Origin of the sequence: Nocardia sp. NPDC019219 (assembly GCF_040632645.1) — a bacterium.
In the GTDB taxonomy this organism is placed as follows: domain Bacteria; phylum Actinomycetota; class Actinomycetes; order Mycobacteriales; family Mycobacteriaceae; genus Nocardia; species Nocardia sputorum.
Map to the genome: position 1 here is coordinate 68,813 of NZ_JBEYCG010000017.1, position 19,277 is coordinate 88,089.

16 protein-coding genes are annotated in these 19,277 nt (G+C 70.9%); 7 read left to right on the plus strand and 9 right to left on the minus strand.

From position 1 onward, the window contains the following. Window positions 1-32: 32 nt before the first annotated feature. A complete protein-coding gene (locus tag ABZ552_RS26905) occupies window positions 33-827 on the minus strand; it encodes an AraC family transcriptional regulator (protein WP_281874959.1) in 795 nt (264 codons plus the stop codon). A 376-nt stretch (window positions 828-1,203) separates the two neighbouring features. On the opposite strand from ABZ552_RS26905, the gene mihF reads away from it, so the two are divergent. Next, on the plus strand, window positions 1,204-1,518 hold the full coding sequence (gene mihF / locus ABZ552_RS26910) for an integration host factor, actinobacterial type (RefSeq protein WP_029895202.1): 315 nt from the start codon (window positions 1,204-1,206) through the stop codon (window positions 1,516-1,518). A gap of 46 nt (window positions 1,519-1,564) precedes the next feature. Here mihF and ABZ552_RS26915 read toward each other — a convergent pair whose 3' ends face one another. The 4 genes from ABZ552_RS26915 to ABZ552_RS26930 form a co-directional block, all read right to left on the minus strand. Further along, window positions 1,565-2,146: a hypothetical protein gene (locus tag ABZ552_RS26915; RefSeq protein ID WP_281874956.1), complete on the minus strand. Its 582-nt coding sequence runs from the start codon at window positions 2,144-2,146 to the stop codon at window positions 1,565-1,567. Window positions 2,147-2,227: 81 nt separating this feature from the next. Beyond that, complete coding sequence (gene fdhD / locus ABZ552_RS26920) at window positions 2,228-3,064, minus strand: formate dehydrogenase accessory sulfurtransferase FdhD (protein WP_281874955.1); 837 nt, start codon at window positions 3,062-3,064, stop codon at window positions 2,228-2,230. Window positions 3,065-3,197: 133 nt separating this feature from the next. Next, window positions 3,198-5,495, minus strand: a complete 2,298-nt coding sequence (locus ABZ552_RS26925) for an FdhF/YdeP family oxidoreductase (protein ID WP_281874954.1) — start codon at window positions 5,493-5,495, stop codon at window positions 3,198-3,200. A 348-nt stretch (window positions 5,496-5,843) separates the two neighbouring features. Then, window positions 5,844-7,067 (minus strand): FHA domain-containing protein, encoded by a 1,224-nt coding sequence (locus tag ABZ552_RS26930; RefSeq protein WP_357440558.1) that lies wholly within the window; start codon window positions 7,065-7,067, stop codon window positions 5,844-5,846. A 629-nt stretch (window positions 7,068-7,696) separates the two neighbouring features. Between ABZ552_RS26930 and ABZ552_RS26935 the strand changes: the two genes are divergently transcribed. Together ABZ552_RS26935 and ABZ552_RS26940 are read left to right on the plus strand one after the other, a co-directional pair. Then, entirely contained in the window at window positions 7,697-8,368 is a 672-nt protein-coding gene (locus tag ABZ552_RS26935; RefSeq protein WP_357440561.1) for a TetR/AcrR family transcriptional regulator C-terminal domain-containing protein, read from the plus strand. A 43-nt stretch (window positions 8,369-8,411) separates the two neighbouring features. Continuing rightward, window positions 8,412-8,930 carry a GNAT family N-acetyltransferase gene (locus ABZ552_RS26940; RefSeq protein WP_281874951.1) on the plus strand — a complete coding sequence of 173 codons (519 nt, stop codon included), beginning with the start codon at window positions 8,412-8,414 and terminating at the stop codon, window positions 8,928-8,930. 13 nt (window positions 8,931-8,943) lie between these two features. On the opposite strand, the gene ABZ552_RS26945 is transcribed toward ABZ552_RS26940, so the two are convergent. Continuing rightward, window positions 8,944-10,485: a glycerol-3-phosphate dehydrogenase/oxidase gene (locus ABZ552_RS26945; RefSeq protein WP_281916893.1), complete on the minus strand. Its 1,542-nt coding sequence runs from the start codon at window positions 10,483-10,485 to the stop codon at window positions 8,944-8,946. A gap of 45 nt (window positions 10,486-10,530) precedes the next feature. Beyond that, a complete protein-coding gene (locus ABZ552_RS26950) occupies window positions 10,531-11,163 on the minus strand; it encodes a TetR/AcrR family transcriptional regulator (protein WP_281874949.1) in 633 nt (210 codons plus the stop codon). A gap of 178 nt (window positions 11,164-11,341) precedes the next feature. On the opposite strand from ABZ552_RS26950, the gene ABZ552_RS26955 reads away from it, so the two are divergent. Together ABZ552_RS26955 and ABZ552_RS26960 are read left to right on the plus strand one after the other, a co-directional pair. Beyond that, window positions 11,342-12,919, plus strand: coding sequence for an FAD-binding oxidoreductase (locus ABZ552_RS26955; protein WP_357440712.1), 1,578 nt, complete (start codon window positions 11,342-11,344; stop codon window positions 12,917-12,919). Between the two features lie 14 nt (window positions 12,920-12,933). After that, window positions 12,934-13,860 carry a YegS/Rv2252/BmrU family lipid kinase gene (locus ABZ552_RS26960; RefSeq protein ID WP_357440714.1) on the plus strand — a complete coding sequence of 309 codons (927 nt, stop codon included), beginning with the start codon at window positions 12,934-12,936 and terminating at the stop codon, window positions 13,858-13,860. Window positions 13,861-13,876: 16 nt separating this feature from the next. On the opposite strand, the gene ABZ552_RS26965 is transcribed toward ABZ552_RS26960, so the two are convergent. Then, on the minus strand, window positions 13,877-14,536 hold the full coding sequence (locus ABZ552_RS26965; RefSeq protein ID WP_357440566.1) for a hypothetical protein: 660 nt from the start codon (window positions 14,534-14,536) through the stop codon (window positions 13,877-13,879). A gap of 157 nt (window positions 14,537-14,693) precedes the next feature. Further along, the gene (locus tag ABZ552_RS26970) at window positions 14,694-15,287 is read right to left on the minus strand and encodes an XRE family transcriptional regulator (RefSeq protein WP_281874947.1); all 594 of its coding nucleotides are present in this window, start codon (window positions 15,285-15,287) and stop codon (window positions 14,694-14,696) included. Between the two features lie 91 nt (window positions 15,288-15,378). Between ABZ552_RS26970 and ABZ552_RS26975 the strand changes: the two genes are divergently transcribed. Both ABZ552_RS26975 and ABZ552_RS26980 read left to right on the plus strand, forming a co-directional pair. Then, the gene (locus ABZ552_RS26975; protein ID WP_357440570.1) at window positions 15,379-16,305 is read left to right on the plus strand and encodes an NAD(P)/FAD-dependent oxidoreductase; all 927 of its coding nucleotides are present in this window, start codon (window positions 15,379-15,381) and stop codon (window positions 16,303-16,305) included. A 289-nt stretch (window positions 16,306-16,594) separates the two neighbouring features. Further along, the gene (locus ABZ552_RS26980; protein WP_281916896.1) at window positions 16,595-19,273 is read left to right on the plus strand and encodes a valine--tRNA ligase; all 2,679 of its coding nucleotides are present in this window, start codon (window positions 16,595-16,597) and stop codon (window positions 19,271-19,273) included. Window positions 19,274-19,277: the final 4 nt, after the last annotated feature.

Below are 19,277 nucleotides of genomic sequence, written 5' to 3' on the forward strand. Positions count from 1 at the left end.
CCTCCGAAGTGAAACGTGTTCTAATTCGTAGCCTAGCAAGGTCGCGAGCCCGATTCGATCCCCTCCGCTTCGTCCAGCACGACGATCCGGACTCCGGTGGCAAGCAGCGTGGTGGCCGACAGTCCGAACAGGGTGCGAAAGGCGTCGCTGAAGTGGGACGGGCTGGCGAACCCCGCGTGCGCCGACGCCACGGTGAGGTTCGCGCCCTCGGCGACCGCGCGTGCGGCGCCGAGCATCCTGGCCCAGAGCCGGTACCGCCGGAAGGAGGTCCCCGCCTGTGCGGCGAACAGGTGCAGGAAGCGCGACTCCGACAGGTGCGCGGCCGCGGCGAACCGGTCGGCGGGGATGTCCCGTGCCGGATCGGCCAGCGGGGCCGCCATCGCCTCCGCCACTCGGTGGTCCGGCGCGGTGACCGGCGCCGTTCCGGCGAGTCCGGCCAACGCGCACGGATCGGGACGCGCTTGCGTCGCCTCGGCGGCCAGTGCGGCATCCGCCCGGTGCCCCAGTCCGAATTCGTTGTGCCACCGCGTCATCCGCTCGCGGCATGCCCGCGCGCCGCGCGAGCCCGGATCCAGATAGCAGAACAGCATCCGGTCGCCGCCCGCGACCAGCCGGTGCATCCGGCGCGGCGGGATCAGCGCGCTGCCAAGGACGTGCGCGTCGCCGCCGGACTCGAGCGTGAACGGGGCGTCCACCCCCACGGCGAGGCAGTCGACCGCGGTCGAATGCGCGTTCAGGCGCAGTGATGGCCCGCGATAGATCGCCTGCCCGGCCCACAGCCACAGAACCGCGGACGAGGGCGTGCTCGGCGGAGTGCTCGGCGCCATGCCGCCATGCTGTCACGGCTGTGCGCGGCGTGCTGTCGCTCTGTCGTCGCGGGATCGGGCGCCGTCCGGAGTGGTCGACCGGATCCGGGCTCGGGGGATCGCCGTTGATCCCCCTGGTTCGCCGTTGAACCATGACCCGCGTCGGATGTCTGCTGATTCTGTCGGGAATCGCGCGCCCCGCGTTACCTCGGTTCGTTTCGTCCGTTTCGCCCGGCGGAGGTCGGCCGTGCGTCGCTTCCGACGGCGTGGATCAGGGAGATTCCTCGCTATTTCCGCTGCTCGCGCCCCGGTGTGTCGAGCTTGCGCACCCGGTGCCGTGCTGTTTACTCGGTCCGGTCAACCAGACGTTCGAGTGACGAGTGGAAGCGGAGGAGACATGGCACTGCCTACCATGACCGCAGAGCAGCGTACCGAGGCCTTGGCCAAGGCGGCTGCGGTCCGCAAGGCACGCTCCGAACTGATCGGCAAGGTGAAGGCGGGCAAGGTCTCGGTCGCGGACCTGCTGAAGAAGGCCGACTCCGACGAGCTGGTCAAGAAGACCAAGGTGGCTGCGGTGATCAAGGCGCTGCCCGGTGTCGGGCCGGTGAAGGCCGCCAAGCTGATGGATCAGGCGGAGATCCCCGAGGACCGCCGCATCGGTGGTTTGGGCGCGCGTCAGCGCGCGGCACTGCTCGATGCGCTGAAGGACTGAGGGCGGGGAATTCGGCGAACGCGGCGTCATCCGCGGACGCACCGGATCACGCCCGTGGTGATCTCCCACGGGCGTCCCGGGCTCGCCGGTCGGCGGCGGCGCGCGGACGGCGGCGCGGGAAACGCAGGGTGACCGGCTGCGGATCCGACAGCGGCAGGTCGCCGCGTGGCGGTAGGAAGACGCAGACCGCTCCACCGGCCACGAGCAGGAACGCCGCGATCAGGCTGGCCGTGAGGCTCGCCGCGCCGAGTCCGGCGGGCCGGTGCAGGACGTGGTACAGGAAATGCGGGACCCCGAAGGTCAGCCAGCCGATGCCCGCGAGGCGGGCCGCCGTGGTCCGGTCGACCACCAGCGCGGCGATCGTCACCGCGGTCAGCGCCAGGAAGAAGGATCCGACGTCGGCCGCCAGGTGGTGGTTGTACGGGCCGTCGGCCGCCACCCACCGGATGCCGAACCCCGGAAAACTGGTGTACCAGGACTGCGGCGCGAGGGTGGCCCAGAGGCCCACGATCGCTCCTTGCGCCGCCAGGACGGCCAGCACGATCCGCGTGAGCAAGAGGCGGCGGTGCTGCTGGAATCGCATCCGTACCCGCAGGCCCTCGGAGTTCCCCTCCAGCGAGATCCGCATCGGCCACTCCGTTCTCGCCGAACCCGTTTCGGCTCCCGTGCAGTCACGGTAAAACGGGTATCCGGCGCGGGCAATAGTGAGTCAGGCCAACAAGGAGGCTTCCGGATCGCTGTTGATCCGTTCGGGGGCGCTGTAGATGTTCATGGTGTCGCCGCGGAGGAATCCGACCAGGGTGAGCCCGGCGTCAACGGCGAGGTCGACCGCCAGCGAACTGGGCGCCGAGACCGCGCCGAGCATCGGGATCCCCGCCATGACGGCTTTCTGCACCAGTTCGAACGATGCGCGCCCGCTGACGATCAGCACGAGATCGCGGGCGGGAACGCGGGTTTCGCGCAGCGCCCAGCCGATCACCTTGTCGACGGCGTTGTGCCTGCCGATGTCCTCCCGAACGGCCAGCGGTCGGCCTCCGGGGGTGAACAGGCCAGCGGCATGCAGGCCGCCGGTGGCGTCGAAGACGGACTGGCGGTCGCGCAGCCGGTCCGGCATGGCGGCCAGGACGCTGGTGTCCACTGCGGGGCCGCCCGGTGACAGGGGGAACCGGGTGCGGGTGCGGACCTCGTCCAGAGCGGTCTTGCCGCACAGCCCGCAGGCTCCGGTGGTGAGGAAGGATCGGGTCCGCACCGGGACGGGGGTGCGCAGGGTGAGGTCGAGGACGTTGTAGGTGTTGCGGCCCTGCTCGTCGGTGCCCGCGCAGTAACGCGCCGCCACGATGTCCTCGGCGGAGCCGATGATGCCTTCGCTCAGCAGGAATCCGTGCACCAGATCGATGTCGTTGCCAGGGGTGCGCATGGTGACCGTCAGCGACTGCCCGCCGACGCGGATTTCCAGCGGCTCCTCGACGGCGAGGGTGTCCGGGCGCTGGATGTCCGCGCCGGGAGTGATCCGGCGCATCCGGCGGCGAGCGGTGACGCGACTCATGCGCTGTACCCCTCGCCCTGCGTGGTCACGCTGCGCTGCCTCCTCCGGGCCTGACCGCTCATGCTGTGTCCGATTCCGGCATGGGCGGGGCCCTGCGTGGTTACGCTGCGCTGCCGCCTCCGGGCCTGACCGCTCATGCCGGTGCAGCCTCGAGACGGATGGTGACTGCCTTGGAGACGGGTGTGTTCGAGCGTTTCGCGACATGGTCCAGCGGCACGAGGGGATTGGTTTCGGGATAGTAGGCGGCGGCGTTGCCGCGTGGGGTGGGGTAGGAGACCAGGCGGAAGCCCTCGACGCGGCGTTCGGTGCCGTCGGTCCATTCGGACACGAGGTCGACCAGATCGCCGTCGTGGAAGCCGAACGCGGTGATGTCGTCGGGGTGGACCAGCACTACTTTGCGGCCGTTGTGGATGCCGCGGTAGCGGTCGTCGAGACCGTAGATGGTGGTGTTGTACTGGTCGTGGCTGCGCAGCGTTTGCAGGATCAGCCTGCCCGCGGGGACCGGCAGCCAGCTCATCTCGTTGACCGCGAAGTTGGCTTTGCCGGTGGCGGTGCGGAATTCGCGGGCGTCGCGAGGCGGGTGAGGAAGCTGGAAGCCGTTGCGCGCGCGCACTTTGGTGTTGTAGTCGGCGCAGCCGGGCACGACGCGAGCAATGGCGTCGCGGATGTGGTCGTAGTCGCGGGCGAAGCGCGCCCACGGCACCGGGTGCCCGGGACCGAAGAGCGCCTGGGCGAGTTCGCAGACGATGGCGACTTCGCTGCGCAGCTGGTCGCTGACCGGTTTCAGCCGTCCGGTGGACAGGTGCACCATCGACATCGAGTCCTCCACGGAGACCTGCTGTTTGCCGCCGTCGGGGGCGAGGTCGAGGTCGGTGCGGCCGAGCGTCGGCAGGATGAGCGCGGTGCGACCGTGCACGACGTGGCTGCGATTGAGTTTGGTGGAGACCTGCACGGTCAGCGCACAGCCGCGCAGCGCGGCTTCGGTCACGCCGGTATCCGGAGTGGCGGAGACGAAGTTGCCGCCCATGCCGAAGAAGACCTTCGCGCGTCCGTCGCGCATGGCGCGGATGGCCGCGACGGTGTCGAAGCCGTGCTCGCGAGGGCTGGTGATGCCGAACTCGCGGTCGAGGGCGTCGAGGAAAGCGGCGGGCATCTTCTCCCAGATGCCCATGGTGCGGTCGCCCTGCACGTTGGAGTGCCCACGTACGGGGCACACCCCCGCGCCCGGCTTGCCGATCATGCCGCGCAAGAGCAGCAGGTTGGTGGCCTCCTCGATGGTGGCCACCGCATGCGCCTGCTGAGTCAAGCCCATCGCCCAGCACACGATGATGTTGCTCGCGCCGGCGAACACCCGCGCGGTGTGCTCGAGTTCGGTCCGGCTCAAACCGGTGGCCTCTTCGGCGGTGGCGAGATCGACCGCGCGCACGTGCTTTTCGTACTCCGCGTAGCCGGCGCAGTGGGCATCGACGAACGCCCGGTCGACCACCGTGCCGGGCGCGCGATCCTCGGCTTCCAGCAGCAGCCGGCCCAGCACTTGGAACAGGGCCATATCGCCGCCGAGGCGGATCTGCAGGAAATCGTCGGCGATCGGCACACCGGTGGTGACGCCTTTGACCGTCTGCGGATCCCGGAACCCCAACAGCCCGGTCTCCGGCAGCGGGTTGATCGCGACGACGCGTGCGCCCGCGGCCTTGGCCGCGGCGAGCGCGCTGAGCATCCGTGGATGGTTGGTGCCCGGATTCTGTCCCGCGACCACGATCAGGTCGGCCTTGGCGAAGTCGTCGATGGAGACCGACCCCTTGCCGATTCCGATCGAGCTCGACAGCGCCGTGCCGGAGGACTCGTGACACATGTTGGAGCAGTCCGGCAGGTTGTTGGTGCCGTAGCTGCGCACCACCAGCTGGTAGAGGAACGCGGTCTCGTTGCTGGTGCGGCCGGAGGTGTAGAACACCGCCTCGTCGGGTGAGTCCAGTCCGCGCAGGGTGTCCGCGATCAGGTGGTAGGCGTCGTCCCAGGCGATGGGGCGGTAGTGGGTGTCGCCGGGCCGCAGCACCATGGGGTGGGTCAGCCGGCCCTGCTGACCGAGCCAATAGCCGGACTTCTCGCTCAGCTCCGCCACGGAGTGTGCGGCGAAGAACTCCGGAGTCACCGTGCGCAGCGTGGCTTCTTCGGCGACGGCCTTCGCGCCGTTCTCGCAGAACTCGGCGGGCCTGCGATGGCCGGTCGGCTCCGGCCACGCGCAGCCGGGGCAGTCGAAGCCGTGCACCTGATTGACCCGCGCCAAGGTGCGGGCGGTGCGCACGACGCCCATTTCCTCGATCGAGCGCTTCAGCGCCACCGCCACGGCGGTGACGCCCGCGGCCTGCTCTTCGGGCGGGGTCACCGTCAGCTCGGACTCGTCGATGTCGCGGCTCGGTCCGTTTCGGTGCATGCCGCCATTGTCCTCTCCGCGCGGTCCGAACCGGGCGGGGACCGGCCGACCGGGCGTCAGCACCGCTCGCGTGGGGCCGTGCGGTGCCCAGGGTTGCCGTGCTCGGGCGGGGCGATGTGGGCCGCGCCGTGGTCGCCCGAGACATCGCGACCGCGCGGGAGGGAATGCCCCCCACCGCATTCCGATCGGGCGGTGCGTACTGCGGCCGTGCTTTGTGCATGTGGCATCGGGCCGGTGCGTGCGGCCCGCGCTCTGCGTATGTCGCACCGATCCGGGCGAACGACGCTGTCTGTGGATGCCGGACCGGGTGACCGATACCGCGCTTGCGTCGGTGGAGGAATCCGGCCGTCAGGATCGGCGGCGCGCTGCCGCGATATCTGCCGCGCCCGTGCGCTGCTCGTCGCCGCGGTAGGTGAGGACCCGCTCGCTGATGCGGACGCGCCAGCCCGGCGGGAGCTCGGTCGGCGACGTGCTGATCCTGGTCCACTGATCGGTGCCGGGACCGGCGATGAAGGTGCCCGAGGTGGCGGCGGCGTCCCGGACGTACACCTTGCCGCCGTCGACCGACACATACGCGTGGACGCGCGAGACGTGGCGGTCGCGCTGGATGACGATCGGCGCGGCGGTGGCGGCGCGCACCGATTCGTCCACTTGCGGCCCGCGCCCGATGACGTAGGCGCGGTTCAACGGGTAGGCCGCGCCGTCCTCGGTGACCAGCGCACCGGCCGCCGCGTCGCCGGACGGCGCCGCCGGGCGCGCGGTTCGCGTCGCACCGTTCTCGGGAACTTCGCGCGGAGCGACCGGTTCGTGCGCGGGCTGCACCTGGGACCAGGCGAGCGGGCGATCGGTGACGTGCCGGGGCGGACGTGGTTTGGCCAGGAGACGGGCCGAGTCGGTCGGGCGGGCGACCGGGGCGGAGTCGGTCGGCCGAGCGACCGGGGCCGAGTCGGTCGGGCGGGCGACCGGCTTCGGCTGGGCGACGGCGTCGGCGGCGCCGGTCGGTTCGGGCATCGCGGCGAAACCGGCCGCCGCTGTGGGTTCTGGTTCGCCCTGTGCCGCGGGCTCGGAGGTGCGCGGCTCGACGGTCTTCCCGGCGCGCCGCACCGCGGCGTGCATGACGAAACCGCCGCCGGGGACCACGCCCGCCCGCAGATCCGTGCGGGGGAGCGCGGTCGGCGGCGTCCCCGTGTCCGCGCCGATCGTGATGCGGCGCACCGGTTCGCGCACGATCTCGTCGACCCAGGTGAACGCGCGCCCGCCGTCGAGGCGGCGGGTGCCCTCCGCACCTTGGATCTCGGCGGTCACCGGTCCGCGCAACAGAATCAGCAAGCCGTCGTCGGTCGGCGCGACCACGCCGAACGGCGGCGGTTGGACCGTGCTGCCGAAGATCACCGCGGCCAAGCGCTGGGCGAGCGCGGCGCCGGGATGCTCTCCTTCGGCCACGGCTTCGATGGTGCCGAGTATCCGGTCCGTGGAGGTCGTTTCGGCTCCGAGGTAGGCGACGACCGCACCGAAGCGAGCGACGAGCCCGTCGCCCGGTGCGACACCCACGGTGGACGGTTTCCTGCGCACCCGCGCCCTCCTTCCCGGCGCACTACCGGCATTCCGAAGCCAGCATAGAGCGTCGGCGACAACCGAACCGGGGTCTGCGAGCATCGCGAAGCGGAATGCCGGAACCCTCCGGCGCACCGCCCGGTCCCCGAATCACGCTCGGGCGCGCGCCTTCTCACGAGCGGTTGCTTCCACTATCACCAAGGCTGTGAGCTGCACGTTGGGGTGTTTTCCGCAGTCGGCGACGGTCATGCTCGTCGTCTCCTGCTATGTCATAAGTCACAGTTCGAGGTTTGCGGACACTACCGGCGCTCAGGGTGAGTGGTTCGCCGGCCCCGGCCCCAGGACGGTGGACCCGGATCAGCCCAACTCTCTGGTGGGCCGACGGCTCCGCGTCAGCGAGATCGCAGTGGTCGCGCGGGCTGCGATCCGGTCGCGCGTGCAGCACAACCGAGTTGCGGGGCAGGTACGCCCGGGGATGACACTGCGGCGACAGGGGTGTGCCGGAAGTCGCGACGGCGTCCTGGCGGGTCGTTGCGGAACCAGCGGCCGGATCGGTTCTCGGTCCGTGTCTCGGTATCCCGCATGTTTCGCACCCCCGACCTGCGCCGGTCACCCGAACGCCGTTCGTCCCTGGTTATGCTCGGCCCATGAGCGCAGCAGCCGTCAGCCGCCGGGCCCGCCCGGCCAAAGCTCCGCTGAGTCGCGAGGTGATCGTCGAGACCGGTCTGCGCATTCTGGATCGCGACGGCGCGGCGGCGCTGACCATGCGCCGGGTGGCGCAGGACTTGGACACCGGCGCCGCCTCGCTGTACGTGTACGTCGCCAATCGCGACGACCTGATGGCCGCCATGCTCGACCATGTCCTCGGTGGCGTCCCGGAGCCGGGTGGGGCGAACTGGCGGGAGCGGCTCACCGCACTGGCCGACACCATGGTGGCGGCGATGAGCAAGCACGAGGGGCTGGCGCTCGTCGCGCTCGGTGTGATCCCGAGCAGTCCCAACGCGGTGCGGTTGGTGGAATTGATGCTCGGCGCGCTCATCGAGGCGGGGTTGGACGAGCGCACCGCGTCGTGGGCGGTGGACCTGCTCTATCTGCACATCACGGCCGCGGCGGCGGAGCAGAGCGCGCACGACACCGGCGGCGGCAGCGAACAGGAGTATCTCGCCGCGATGGAGCGGCGCTTCGCCGAACTGCCCGCCGACCGCTATCCGACCGTCGTGGCCATGCGGCAGGCTCTGCTGTCGGGTGACGGCGACGCACGCGCGGCATGGGCGGTGCGAGTGCTGATCAACGGCATCCTAGCCACCCCGGCGGAGTGAAATTCGGTGGTCCGCGTCGGGCGCGCCGTTGCACAATGGGCCGGTGATCCGGCCCGCGACAAGCGAAGACCTGCCCGTGCTGCAAGAGATCGAACGTGCGGCGGGCAAGCCGTTCGCGGAACTCGGCATGACGGCCGTAGCCGACGACGAACCGCCTTCGAAGGCGACGCTGCGCGAGTTCCTGCAGGCCGGGCGCGCCTGGGTATGGAGCGACGCCGACCCGCCGATCGGCTACCTGATCGTGGGCGTGGTCGACGGAAACGCCCATATCGAGCAGGTTTCGGTGCATCCGGACCACGCCCGCCGCCGGATCGGCAAACGCTTGCTCGACCAGGCCGCCCGATGGGCCGCCACCGCGAACCTGCCCGCGATGACGTTGACCACCTTCACCGAGGTGCCGTGGAACGGCCCGTATTACCAGCGGCTCGGCTTCCGGTACCTGGCGGCGGACGAGGAGACGCCGGGGCTGATCGCGTTGCGTGCCGCCGAACGGGCCCACGGCCTCGACCGCTGGCCGCGCGCGTGCATGCGCGCGGACCTGTCCGAGTGGTCGATGGACTGAACCCGCGGTGCGGTCAGGCGAAGGCGCGCGCGGCCGCGGCCGCCGCGGCGGCGCGATCCTCGGCGACCAAGCCGATGCGCGTGCGCCGGTCCAGCAGGTCTCCCGCCTCGAGCGCGCCCTCGTGCGACACCGCGAACGCGAACTCCGCACCTAGCACGTCCATTCCGGGTGCGACCGGCTCGGCGAGCGCCGGATCGCGCCGCGCCGCGGCCAGTACGTCGGCCGCCTCACTGCCGTAACGCTCGATCAGCACGGGCGGGGCGTCGATGCGGTCGCGTGCCGCGCCGGAGACCGCACCCACCAGTGGCAGCCGCCGGGTGCGGCACGGCCCCGCGGCGAGACCGCCGTGCGTGACCGCGGCGTCGATCACGTCCTCGGCCATCTTCCGGTACGTGGTGAGCTTGCCCCCGACGATGGTGACGACTCCGGTCGGGGAACGCAGCACCGCGTGCTGCCGGGAGATGTCCGCCGTGCTGTCGTCGGCGGTCTGCAGCAGTGGGCGCAATCCGGCGTACGACCCGCGAATGTCGCTGCGGGTCAACGGCTCTCGCAGGGCGGGATTGATCGTGTCGAGCAGGAAATCGATTTCGCTCCCGGTGGGCTCGGGCTCATCGGGCACCGGGCCGGGCGCGTCCTCGTCGGTCAAGCCCAGGTAGACCCGGCCGTGCGCGGCGGGGAAGGCGAACACGAAACGGCCGATGCTGCCGGGCACCGGGACGGTGAGCGCCGCGCTGAGGCCGCCGAAGGACTCGGCGGAGAACACCAGATGTGTGCCCCGGCTCGGGCGCAGCCGGATGCTCGGGTCCACCTGATCGGCCCAGACGCCGGTGGCGTTCACCACGGTGCGCGGTCGCACCGTGAGGGTCTCGCCGGTGCGGGTGTCGCGCAGGGTCGCCGACTGCCCGGTCACCTCGCGCGCTTCGACGCGGGTCAGGACCCGCGCGCCGTGCGCCGCGGCCGTGCGCGCCAGCGCGACGACCAGGCGTGCGTCGTCGACCAGTTGCCCGTCCCATGCCTGCAGGCCGCCGCGCAGGTCCGCGCGCCGCACGGTCGGCGCGAGCCGTACGGCTTCCGCGGCGGCGACGCGCCGGGACCGGGGCAGCAGCGCGGCGGGTGTGCCCGCGCCGCGCCGGAGTAGATCGCCCGCCAGGAAACCGGCGCGCACCAGAGCGGCTTGCGTCGTGCCGACATTCGGCAGCAGCGGCACCAGTTGAGGCAGCGGGCGCACCAGATGCGGCGCCGTGGTGCGCAGCAGGATGCCGCGTTCCACCGCGCTCTCGTGGGCGATGCCCACCCGGCCGCTCGCCAGATACCGGAGGCCGCCGTGCACCAGCTTGGAGCTCCAGCGGCTGGTGCCGAACGCCAGGTCGTGGCGTTCCACCAGCACGGTCCGCAGTCCGCGGGCGGCGGCGTCCAGTGCGGCTCCGGCGCCGGTGACGCCGCCGCCGATCACCAGGACGTCGATCTCGGCGCCGTCGCCGAGCCGCGACAAATCCGTGGCGCGGCGCGCGGCGTTCAACGCGGAGTCTCCGGTACGCATTGGCTCAGTGCTCATCACATGCCTTTCGGATGCAGCGGGAACGCCGCGAGCTGGTACTGATCACGATTGCGCTCGGGCCGCGTCTTCGGCCGTTTCGTGAGCGCGATCGTCGAGGTACCCGTCGATCGCGCGACGGAGTTCGGCGTCGAGGTGCTCGCCCGCCAGCAGCGGTGCGACGGTGCCCGCCGACTGCACCGCGGACTGGGCGATCAGCAGCAGCATGGTGGCCATCCGCTCCGGATGGCCCGCGCGGATGGAGCCGTCCCGCTGGCCGTCCCGGATGCCCGCCGCGAACAGTTCGATCAGCGCGCGCTGGTTGCGCCCGAGCCTGCCGAAGACGTAGGTGAGCATCAGATCGGTGTCGGTGCGGAAGATCTTGCCGAACAACGGATTCGTCCGGACCGTCGCCGCCCCGGCGACCACGCCCTCCACCAACCTGGTGCGTGCGCTGCCCGCCGACGGCATGGTCGCCGCCACGATCCCGCGCAGCTCGCGCACCAGCAACTCCGCTACCAGCGCGCCGGTGTCCGGCCAGCGACGGTAGACCGTCGGCCTGCTGACGCCCGCCCGCCGCGCCACCTCGGTGAGTGTGGTGCGGCGTACGCCGAACTCCTCCACGCAGGCGCGGGCGGCGTCGAGAATCGCCAGGTCGGTCGCCGAGAGGTGCTCGGCGGAGGTGTCGGGAGCGGTCAAAGCGTCACCACCGGGGTCGAGCGGCCGACGGCGGAGCGTCGGCCAGGAAGAATTTCCATCTGTTCGTTACTGCTTGACAGTATATGTCAAACTGTAACGCATGGTGGACACGCAGCAGCACACCGACGGCGATCCGGCCCGGTCGGCGAAGACCGGCCCGGGCGACTCGGCGGCGAGCATGGTCTGGGATGCCTGGGGCGTTGCGGCTGCTCACCAGCCACTTTCGGAACGGGTCCGCGGTCTGCTGACGCAGGTGTTCGGGGTCTCCGGCAACCCGGTGGCGCGCCGCGACGAGGGCGACGTGCCACTGCGCGAATCGGCGTTGACGCCCGAGCGGCGCGCCGGGCTGGTCGAGGTGGTCGGCCCCGGCAACGTGTCGGCCGACCACCGCGATCGGCTGCGGCACGCCGGCGGGAAGAGCACGCCCGATCTGCTGCGCCGCCGGGCCGAGGGGCCGCAGGACGCGCCGGACGCCGTCGTTTTCCCGGCCGATCACGACGAGGTCCTCGCCGTGCTCGGCTACTGCGCGCGGCACGCCGTCGCGGTGGTCCCGTTCGGCGGCGGCACCAGTGTGGTCGGCGGCGTCGATCCCGTGCGCGGACGCTTCGATACCGTGATCGCCCTTGATCTGCGCAGATTGGCCGGGTTGACCGAGGTCGATCCGGTCAGCGGCACCGCCACCCTGGGCGCGGGCGTGACCGGTCCGCGCGCGGAGGAACTGCTCGGCGCGCACGGGCTGTCCCTCGGTCATTTCCCGCAGAGTTTCGAGTTCGCCACCCTCGGCGGCTTCGCGGCGACGCGGTCGTCCGGCCAGGCCTCGGCGGGCTACGGCCGTTTCGACGACATGGTGCAGCGGCTGAAGATCGCCACCCCCAGCGGCACGCTCGAACTCGGGCGCGCGCCCGCCTCGGCGGCGGGACCGGACCTGCGCGAGTTGTTCGTCGGATCAGAGGGCACGCTCGGCGTGATCACCGAGGTCACGCTGCGGGTGCATCCGGTTCCGGAAACTGTCGCCTACCAAGCTTGGGCGTTCCCCGATTTCGCGACCGGCGCCGCCGCGTTGCGCGCGGTCGTGCAGGCGGGCGCGGCGCCCACTGTGCTCCGCTTGTCCGACGAGGCGGAGACCGGGATCAATCTCGCCCGCTCCGGCGATATCGGCGGCAACCCCGTGGCCGGATGCCTGGCCATCACCACCTACGAGGGCAGCGCGGCGCATGTCGCCGCACGCAGCGCCGAAGCGGCCGCCGTGCTGGCCGCCGCGGGTGGCGCGTCCTTGGGGGAGACACCGGCCCGGGAATGGGAGCACGGTCGTTTCGCCGCCCCGTACCTGCGCGACGCGCTGCTGGACGTGGGCGTGCTCTGCGAAACGCTGGAGACCGCCACCACCTGGTCGAATCTGAGCGCGCTGAAGGCGGGGGTCACCGCGGCACTGACCGATTCGCTCGGTGCGCAGGGCACTCCGCCCCTGGTCATGTGCCACATCTCGCACACCTATCCGACCGGCGCGTCGCTGTACTTCACCGTCGTCGCCAAGCAGCTCGACGACCCGCTGGCCCAGTGGCAGGCCGCCAAGCGCGCCGCGGGCGACGCCATCGTCGCCAGCGGCGGCACCATCACCCACCACCACGCGGTGGGCACCGATCATCGTCCGTGGGTGCCGGACGAAGTGGGCGATCTAGGCGTGCGCGTGCTGCGTGCGGTGAAGGCCGAACTCGACCCGGCGGGCATCCTGAATCCCGGAAAGCTGGTGCCGTGAACAACTATTCGCCGGTGCGCAAGATCACCGTGGTGACCAATCCGCGGTCCGGGCACGGCAGGGGAGGTGACGCGGCGAGCGTCGCGATCGCCCGCTTCCGCGCGGGCGGCGCGGAGGTCACGCAGGTATGCGCTCCCTCGGCCGCCGAAACAGTTCGGCAGGTGCGGGATTTGATCGCGGGCGGCGCGAGACCCGATGCCGTGGTCTGCGTCGGCGGCGACGGCCTGATCAACGTGACCCTCCCCGCCGTCGCCGAGACCGGCGTGGCGCTCGGCATGATTCCCGCCGGTACCGGCAACGATCTGGCCAGAGAACTCGGCGTGCCGACCGACGATCCGCAGGCCGCCGCCTCGCTGGTGTTGCGTGGGCGGACCAGGACGATCGACCTCGGCCGCATCGAGTCCTCCGACCCGCCGATGTGGTTCGCCACGGTGGCGGGCACCGGATTCGACGCGCGGGTCACCCTGCGCGCCAACGAGATGCGCTGGCCGAAGGGCAGACTGCGCTACACCGTCGCCGCGCTGGCCGAGATCTCCGGGCGCTTCACCGTGCCCTACCGGGTCGAGCTGGTGGACGCGGTGACCGACGGGCTGACCAACCCGGGCGCGGGCGCGCAGCTGGTGACCGAGGCGGTCATGGTCGCGGTCGGCAACACCCGCACCTACGGCGGCGGCATGCTGATCTGCCCGGACGCGCTGATGGACGACGGACTGCTCGACCTGACCGTGGTGGGCGCGTTGTCGCGCGGGGAGATGCTGCGCCTGCTGCCCGCGCTGTCGGCGGGCAAACGGCAGAATCACCCGGAGGTCAAGCAGTTCCGCGCCGCGGCCGTCACGCTCACCGCGGCCGGCGCGCCCGCCACCGCCGACGGTGAACCGGCGGGCACGCTGCCGATCACGATCCGGGCGGTGCCCGCGGCATTGACCGTCCTGGTGCCCTGACCGCGGCGGCGTCCGGTCAGGCGAACGTCACGCACTGCAGGTGATTCACGGCCGCGCGGTCGACGATGACCACCGATCGGGACGCGCGGCCGACCGGGCGGCGCTGCGTCGCCACGGTGCGCATCAGTCGCCGCCAGCGTCGCACGTGCAGCCGGAAGACCACGTGGTTGATCCTCCGGCCGCGGCTGTGCTGGCCCGCGCGGGCCACCGCCGCGGGCACGTCCAACATGAGCAGGTGCAGTTCGCGATCCGCCGCCCAGCGCGCGATCAGAGCGCGTGCCCAACCGAAGGTGGCGCAGTCGTGGATGACGACCGGGCCGCTGACCTCCCGCAACGCGGCGCGAATGGCCTGGAAGTGCGCGACGTGCACCAGCGGGCGCCACAGCAGGTAGGGCAGCCACCACAGCTTGGGCCGCCAGCGATTACGCGCCTGCATCGAGTCGAGCACCAGCACTCCGGCGGCACTGCGCGACGGCGTGGTGGCCGCCGCGTCGGCGCCGAAGAACTTACGCAGCGCGGTGCTCTTGCCCGCGCCGGGAACGCCCGCGACGACCAGGGCCGCCGCGGCGGGATACCGGATCTCCGCGATCGTCTGACCGCGCAGATCGTGCAGCGTCTCCGGGACCAGCACCGGCAGCCGGGGTTCGGGGGCGTATGCCTCCAGCGGGGGGTTCACCTCTCCCAGCGTCCGCAGCCGACGCGTGTTCGGCAACCGGGAAAACCCTGGTTTTTCTTGGGGATTCACCGGGGGAGGAGCGCTTGGGGTATTCACCCTTTCCAGGGTCCGGAAAATTCACGTTTTGGCAATAACGGACATTTCAGACACAAGTGGTTCAGGCGCGTTTCCGGCCCGCCGACCGCGCGCGAAGATGCATTCGTTCACCCTGCGACCCGAATAGGCTCAGGATTTCCACCGGACCCCGGCCCGCGCTGCCGAACCAATGCGGTTGGCGGGTGTCGAATTCCGCGGCCTCGCCCGGGCCGAGCACCAGATCGTGCTCGCCGAGTACCAGCCGCAGTCGTCCGGACAACACGTAGAGCCACTCGAAACCCTCGTGCACCTTGGGGTCGGGTTCGCCGCGCTCGGGTGGGATGATGATCTTGAACGCCTGCAGCGGACCCGGCTGCCGGGTCAGCGGAACGATGGTGAGCCCGTTCATCTTCCGCGCCGTCGTGTGGACCCGCGGATCGGCGATCGCGGGGGCGGCCACCAATTCGTCCAACGGCACCTGGTGGGCCATCGCGATCGGCAGCAGCAGTTCCAGGCTGGCTTTGCGCTGACCGGACTCGAGCCGCGACAGCGTGCTCTTGGAGATCCCGGTGCTTTCGGCCAGCGCGGTGAGCGTGACATTGCGGCGGGTGCGCAGCGCTTTGAGTCGTGGCCCGATATCGGCGAGGGCCTGGGCGACAGCCGGTGGTGCAGACATGTCACCAGTGCACCGCGCTTTCCCGATTTTGGCAACATTTGTTGCTGAATCGCCGGAACTGACGGCACTGTGTCGATGGAGGTGATCGCGGATGAGCGAAACATACGACGTGGTGATCGTGGGCGGCGGAGCGGCGGGATTGTCCGGTGCGCTGGTCCTGGCCCGGGCGCGGCGGCGCGTCGCGGTGGTCAGGGGCGGCGCACCGCGCAACGCGCCCGCCGAGCACATGCACGGGTTCCTGTCCCGGGACGGGATGCCACCGGCGCAACTGCTGGCGAGCGGAGCCGCCGAGGCCGTGAGCTACGGCGCGGAGATGATCGACGACGTCGTCGTCGGCGCCGAGCGGACGGGGGAGGCCGACCACACGCTGCGGCTCGGTGGCGGCGGGACGCTGCGGGCTCGTCGCGTGCTCGTGGCCACCGGGCTGCGCGACGAACTGCCGGAGCTGCCCGGAGTGGCCGAGCGGTGGGGCCGTGACGTGCTGCACTGCCCGTACTGCCACGGCTACGAGGTCCGGGACCAGCCGATCGGCGTGCTCGGCGGGCCGGAGCCCGGCGCCCTGGCCCGTGCGGTGCACCTGGCGCTGTTGCTGCCCCAGTGGTCGGACGACGTCGTCTTCTTCTCGAACACGATGACCCTGTCCGACGACGACCGGGCCCGCTTGGACGCGCGCGGCGTCCGGGTGGTCGAGGGCGAGGTCGCCCGGTTCGTGGTGGACGACCGGCTGCGCGGTGTGGAACTGGCCGACGGGCGGGCCGTGCCGAGGACCGCCATGTTCGTCGCGCCGACTTTCCGTGCCAACGACGAAGTGCTGGTCGCGCTCGGCTGCGCGTTCGACGCAGGCGGCTGGGTGGCGACGGACGCCACCGGACGCACCAGCGTGCCGGGTGTGTGGGCCGCGGGCAACGTCAGCAATCCGGCAGCTCAGGTCATTTCCGCCGCGGGAGCGGGCTCCGCCGCAGCGATCGCGATCAACGGCGACTTGGTGGCGGCCGAGGTCGCCGTGCTCGCCCGTTGAGCGGAATATCCGGGGTCCGAAATGCCGGAAGCTGAGAATTGCTTATGGATTCCGAGCCCGGTCCCGGATCGCCGGTAAGCTACTGACATGGGCGGAGTGTTCGGTGTCCCTCATCCACCGAAGACTCCGCCTCTTTTTGTCTTCATCGCGGAATACCCTCCGCTTCGGCGCCCGGCAGGCGGATTTTCCTCGCCATTCCGCGCGGCGTCGACCGGCGGATCCGCCGGACACCAGCGACCGGGGTCGACCGACCCGAGGTCGGCGGATCGGCGGGCTCTAGAATCGCGGGGTGACCAGCGCAGCCCCTGACAACACGCGTAATCGTGCCGATGCCCTCCCCAAGAGCTGGACTCCCGGCGAGGTGGAGGCCGAGATGTACGAGCGCTGGGTAGCCGCGGGCTATTTCACCGCCGATCCGGGCAGTGGCAAGCCGGCCTATTCGATCGTGCTGCCGCCGCCGAACGTCACCGGCACGCTGCACATGGGCCACGCGCTCGACCACACCTTGATGGACACGCTCTCGCGCCGCAAGCGCATGCAGGGCTACGAGGTGCTCTGGCTGCCCGGCATGGACCACGCGGGCATCGCCACCCAGACCGTGGTGGAGAAGCAGCTGGCGGTGGACGGCAAGACGAAGGAAGACTTCGGCCGCGAACTGTTCGTGCAGAAGGTGTGGGACTGGAAGCGGGAATCCGGCGGCGCCATCCAATGGCAGATGCGCGCGCTCGGCGACGGCGTCGACTGGAGCCGGGACCGCTTCACGATGGACGAGGGCCTGTCGCGCGCCGTGCAGACCATGTTCAAGCGGCTCTACGACGCGGGCCTGATCTACCGCGCCGAGCGGCTGGTGAACTGGTCGCCGGAGCTGCGCACCGCGATCTCCGACATCGAGGTGAAGTACGAGGACGTGGAAGGCGAGCTGGTCTCGCTGCGCTACGGCTCGCTCGCCGACGACGAACCGCACGTCGTGGTGGCCACCACCCGGGTGGAGACCATGCTCGGCGACACGGCCGTGGCCGTGCATCCGGAGGACCCGCGTTACCGGGCCTTGATCGGCACCACCTTGGAGCATCCGATCACCGGGCGGCAGATCCCGATCATCGCCGACGACTACGTCGATCCCGAATTCGGCTCGGGCGCGGTGAAGATCACCCCGGCGCACGACCCGAACGACTTCGAGATGGGTCTGCGGCACGGGCTCCCGATGCCGACCATCATGGACGAGCGTGGCCGGATCACCGGCACCGGAACCGAATTCGACGGCATGGACCGTTTCGAGGCGCGCGTCAAGGTGCGCGAACGGCTCGCGCGGGAGGGCAGGGTGGTCGCCGAGAAGCGCCCGTACCTGCACAGCGTCGGCCACTCCGAGCGCACCGGCGAGCCGATCGAGCCGCGGCTGTCCATGCAGTGGTGGGTGAAGGTCGAGTCGCTGGCCAAGGCCGCCGGTGACGCCGTCCGCAACGGCGACACCGTGATCCACCCCAAGAGTCAGGAACCGCGCTGGTTCGGCTGGGTCGATGACATGCACGACTGGTGCATCTCGCGCCAGCTGTGGTGGGGCCACCGCATCCCCATCTGGTACGGCCCCGAGGGCGAAGTGGTGTGCGTCGGGCCCGACGAGCAGGCGCCCGAAGGCTGGGTGCAGGACCCGGATGTGCTGGACACCTGGTTCTCCTCCGGCCTGTGGCCGTTCTCCACGATGGGCTGGCCGCACGCCACCGCCGAACTCGAGAAGTTCTATCCCACCAGTGTGCTCGTCACCGGCTACGACATCCTGTTCTTCTGGGTGGCGCGGATGATGATGTTCGGCACCTACGTGGCCGAGGACGCCGCGCTGACCGCGGGCAAGGGCGGCGAGCGCCAGGTGCCGTTCAAGGACGTCTTCCTGCACGGCCTGATCCGCGACCAGTTCGGCAAGAAGATGTCCAAGTCGCGCGGCAACGGCATCGACCCGCTGGATTGGATCAACGCCTTCGGCGCCGACGCGACCCGGTTCACCCTCGCGCGCGGCGCGCAGCCCGGCGGTGACCTCTCGGTCGGCGAGCCGCACGTGCTCGCCTCGCGCAGCTTCGTGACCAAGCTGTTCAACGCGACCAAATTCGCGCTGATGAACGGCGCGCGGGTGGGCGACCTGCCCGACCGCGCGCAGCTCACCGACGCCGACCGCTGGATCCTGGACCGGCTGGACGCGGTGCGCGCCGAAGCCGACGCCGCGTTCGACGCCTACGAGTTCGGCAAGGCCTGCGAGGCGCTCTACCACTTCGCCTGGGACGAGCTGTGCGACTGGTACCTGGAACTGGCCAAGGTGCAGTTCGCCGCCGACGGCGCCCGCGCCGAGGCGACCCAGCTCGTGCTCGGCTCCGTGCTCGATGCCGTGCTGCGCCTGCTGCATCCGGTCATCCCGTTCGTCACCGAGGCGTTGTGGCAGGCGCTGACCGGCGGCGAGTCGGTGGTGGTCGCGCCGTGGCCGCAGGCATCCGGTGTGCCCGCGGATCATGAAGGCGCGCAACGTATTTCCGATACGCAGCGGTTGATCACGGAGATCCGGCGGTTCCGCAGCGACCAGGGCCTGGCGGACAAGCAGAAGGTCGCGGCCAAGCTGATCGGCCTGGACGCGGCCGGACTCGGCGAGCAGGCGGCGTCGGTGGCGAACCTGGCGCGGCTCACCGAGCCGGGGGCCGAGTTCGCCGCCACCGCGTCGGTGGAGGTCCGCCTGAGCACCGGAACGGTCACCGTGGAGCTGGACACCTCGGGCGCGGTCGACCTGGACGCCGAACGCCGCAGGCTGGAGAAGGACCTGGCCGCCGCGCAGAAGGAGCTCCAGGGCACCGCCGCCAAGCTCGGCAACGAGGCGTTCCTGGCCAAGGCGCCCGAGCACGTGGTGGACAAGATCCGCGGCAGGCAGCAGATCGCCTCCGACGAGGTGGCGCGGATCGGGGCGCGGCTGGCGGAGTTGAGCGGCAAGTGAACCA

Excerpts from the sequence above, each read along its gene's own strand:
- ABZ552_RS26905 (WP_281874959.1), bottom strand. The coding sequence starts at position 827 with ATGGCGCCGAGCACTCCGCCGAGCACGCCCTCGTCCGCGGTTCTGTGG.
- mihF (WP_029895202.1), top strand. The coding sequence starts at position 1,204 with ATGGCACTGCCTACCATGACCGCAGAGCAGCGTACCGAGGCCTTGGCC.
- ABZ552_RS26915 (WP_281874956.1), bottom strand. The coding sequence starts at position 2,146 with ATGCGGATCTCGCTGGAGGGGAACTCCGAGGGCCTGCGGGTACGGATG.
- fdhD (WP_281874955.1), bottom strand. The coding sequence starts at position 3,064 with ATGAGTCGCGTCACCGCTCGCCGCCGGATGCGCCGGATCACTCCCGGC.
- ABZ552_RS26925 (WP_281874954.1), bottom strand. The coding sequence starts at position 5,495 with ATGCACCGAAACGGACCGAGCCGCGACATCGACGAGTCCGAGCTGACG.
- ABZ552_RS26935 (WP_357440561.1), top strand. The coding sequence starts at position 7,697 with ATGAGCGCAGCAGCCGTCAGCCGCCGGGCCCGCCCGGCCAAAGCTCCG.
- ABZ552_RS26945 (WP_281916893.1), bottom strand. The coding sequence starts at position 10,485 with ATGAGCACTGAGCCAATGCGTACCGGAGACTCCGCGTTGAACGCCGCG.
- ABZ552_RS26955 (WP_357440712.1), top strand. The coding sequence starts at position 11,342 with ATGGTCTGGGATGCCTGGGGCGTTGCGGCTGCTCACCAGCCACTTTCG.
- ABZ552_RS26970 (WP_281874947.1), bottom strand. The coding sequence starts at position 15,287 with ATGTCTGCACCACCGGCTGTCGCCCAGGCCCTCGCCGATATCGGGCCA.
- ABZ552_RS26975 (WP_357440570.1), top strand. The coding sequence starts at position 15,379 with ATGAGCGAAACATACGACGTGGTGATCGTGGGCGGCGGAGCGGCGGGA.